Origin of the sequence: Streptococcus sp. SK140, assembly GCF_000259525.1 — a bacterium.
Taxonomy (GTDB): Bacteria; Bacillota; Bacilli; order Lactobacillales; family Streptococcaceae; genus Streptococcus.
This window is the reverse complement of sequence record NZ_AJML01000013.1, coordinates 1-3,425: the sequence shown is the minus strand read 5'-3', so window position 1 is coordinate 3,425 and position 3,425 is coordinate 1. Positions and strand designations below refer to the sequence as shown.

2 pseudogenes are annotated in these 3,425 nt (G+C 44.0%); both read left to right on the top strand.

Annotation, left to right across the window (positions count from 1 at the left end):
* Positions 1–568 (top strand): annotated as a pseudogene (locus HMPREF1116_RS12535) (CshA/CshB family fibrillar adhesin-related protein); the annotation flags it as partial.
* A pseudogene (locus HMPREF1116_RS03995) lies at positions 565–3,425 on the top strand (CshA family fibrillar surface protein C); the annotation flags it as partial. The pseudogenes HMPREF1116_RS12535 and HMPREF1116_RS03995, both read left to right, overlap by 4 nt.

Below are 3,425 nucleotides of genomic sequence, written 5' to 3'. Positions count from 1 at the left end.
TGCAACTTACACACCAACTGTAACTCCTGTCACACCGATAGCGACACCAGTTGAAACAACAGGTAAGCAAGGTCAAACTCAAACAGGTAAGCCTAAATTTACTGAAGGCGACAGCCGAGTACCAATGAACGATGACGTTCCAGCAACGTTTGATGATGGCTCAACTACCAAGAAAGTTAACGGCGTTGGTACCTACACAGTAGCAGCCGATGGAACAGTAACCTTTGTTCCAGAAAAATCATTTACTGGAACTGCTCCAGCAGTGACGGTTGTTCGTGAAGATAAGAACGGAACCAAAGCCTCTGCAACTTACACACCAACTGTAACTCCTGTCACACCGATAGCGACACCAGTTGAAACAACAGGTAAGCAAGGTCAAACTCAAACAGGTAAGCCTAAATTTACTGAAGGCGACAGCCGAGTACCAATGAACGATGACGTTCCAGCGACATTTGAAGATGGCTCAACGACTAAGACAGTTGATGGCGTTGGTACATACACAGTAGCAGCCGATGGAACAGTTACATTTGTACCTGAGAAATCATTTACTGGAACTGTCCAGCAGTGACGGTTGTTCGCGAAGATAAGAATGGAACCAAAGCATCTGCAACTTACACACCAACTGTAACTCCTGTCACACCGATAGCGACACCAGTTGAAACAACAGGTAAGCAAGGTCAAACTCAAACAGGTAAGCCTAAATTTACTGAAGGCGACAGCCGAGTACCAATGAACGATGACGTTCCAGCAACATTTGAAGATGGCTCAACGACTAAGACAGTTGATGGCATTGGTACATACACAGTAGCAGCCGATGGAACAGTTACATTTGTACCTGAGAAATCATTTACTGGAACTGCTCCAGCAGTGACGGTTGTTCGCGAAGATAAGAATGGAACCAAAGCATCTGCCACTTACACACCAACAGTAACTTCAGTTACTCCAACTGCAACTCCGGCAGAATCAACTGGTCCTCAAGGTCTTGTTCAAACTGGAACCGTAACCTTCACAGAAGGTGATGAAGTAGTACCAATTAACAAGGATTCAATTACTCTCCTTGATGAATCTGGTCAACCAGCAGCCTCAGTAGAGGCGAAATCACCAGCAGGTGATGTGATTGGTACTTACACAGTTGATAAAGATACAGGTGTAGTTACTTTCACACCAACAGATAAATCTTATTCAGGTGATGTTGTTCCAGTTAAGGTTCAAGCAGCTGATGCAAATGGAACTACAGTTGAAACAACTTATACACCGAAGATTACTCCAGTTGTTCCAACTTCTGAAGATGCGACATCGACAGATATTCAAGGTCAAACACAATCTGGAAAACCAACCTTCACAGAAGGTGATCCAAATGTGCCAATGGATGATGATACACCTGCAACCTTTGAAGATGGTTCAACCACTAAGACAGTAGATGGTGAAGGAACATACACTGTTTCTCCAGATGGAACAGTAACTTTCGTTCCAGAAAAATCATTCACTGGAACTGCTTCAGGCGTAACGGTTAAACGTGTTGATAAAAACGGTACTGAAATCACAGCTAAGTACATTCCAACGGTGACTCCAGTTACCCCAACTGCATCACCAGCTGAATCAACAGATGTTCAAGGTGCAACGCAAACAGGTGAACCTAAATTTACTGCAGGTAATAGCCGTGTGCCGATGAATGATGATGTTGCCGCAACATTTGACGATGGCTCAGCAACTAAGACAGTTGATGGTGTCGGTACCTACACAGTAGCAGCAGACGGAACTGTGACATTTGTTCCAGAACCAAGCTTTACAGGCACAGCACCAGCAGTTACAGTCGTTCGTGAAGACATGAATGGTACAAAAGCTTCAGCGACCTACACACCATCGGTAACGCCAGTTACAATTGCACCTACTAATAAGGTTTCTGAGGATGTTCAAAACGTTCCTCAAACTCAAACACCTACATTTGAGTTAAGCAATGACAAGGCTACGAAGATAACTAGCAAGAAATTAGTAGATCCAGCTACTGGCCAACCAACTGATGAAACAAGTGTAACGGTAGTGGGCGAAGGTAGCTATACAATTGATCCTACTACAGGAGCGGTTACCTTCACACCTGAAAAAGACTTTGTTGGTGCTGCAACTGGTGTAACAGTTCAAGCGACTGCGACTATTACAAATGCGAACGGTAAGACTGCGACAATCACTTCGGATGCAACTTACACTCCAACTGTTGTAGCAGCTGTTCCAACGGCAAGCCCTGCAACTTCAAAAGATATCCAAGGTGCCACTCAAACGGGTAGACCAACCTTTGCAGGAACAACTGTTCAAGTGAACGGTGAAGATAAAGCCATTACCATTAAAGATAATAGCTACACACTTTTGGACAAAGATGGTAATGAAGTGGCGACTATGCCAGCTTATGCGGCTGACGGTACAACTGAAATCGGTACTTTCACAATTAATCCAGCCACTGGCCAAGTGACTTTCACACCGACTGATAAATCATACACTGGTGCTGTAACACCAGCCAAGGTTCAAGCTGAAAGCTCAAACGGCATCAAGGTGGATACAATCTACACACCTGAAATTGTTCCAGTAACCCCAACAGCTACACCAGCTGAAACAACGGATATCCAAGGTGCGACTCAAACTGGAAAATCTGAATTCAAGGGTGGAACAGTAACCGTTGATGGTGTTGAGAAAACAGTAGCTATCAATGAAGATGTTCCAGCTACGTTTGATGATGGCTCAACTACGAAGACAGTGGATGGTGTTGGTACTTACACGGTAGTAGCAGACGGAACAGTTACATTCGTTCCTGAAAAATCATTCGTTGGAACTGCACCAGCGGTAACTGTTGTTCGTGAAGATATGAACGGAACTAAAACTTCTGCGACATATACACCAACTGTAACACCAGTAACTCCAACAGCAGAAGATGCAACTTCAACTGATAAACAAGGTCAAAAACAATCTGGTAAACCAACCTTCACACCAGGAAATGAAAACGTCCCAATGGATGATGATACACCTGCAACCTTTGAAGATGGCTCAACAACAAAGACTATTTCAGGTGAAGGAACTTACACAGTAGCTCCAGATGGAACCGTAACATTTGTTCCAGAAAAATCATTCACTGGAGAAGGTACAGGCGTAACGGTGAAACGTGTTGATAAAAATGGCACACCAGTTACAGCTATGTACACACCAACTGTGACTCCAGTAACTCCAACAGCAGAAGATACAACATCAACTGGTAAGCAAGGTCAAACTCAAACAGGTAAGCCTGAATTTACTGAAGGCGACAGCCGAGTACCAATGAACGATGACGTTCCAGCAACCTTTGAAGATGGCTCAACGACTAAGATAGTTGATGGCGTTGGTACATACACAGTAGCAGCCGATGGAACAGTTACATTTGTACCTGAGAAATCATTTACTGG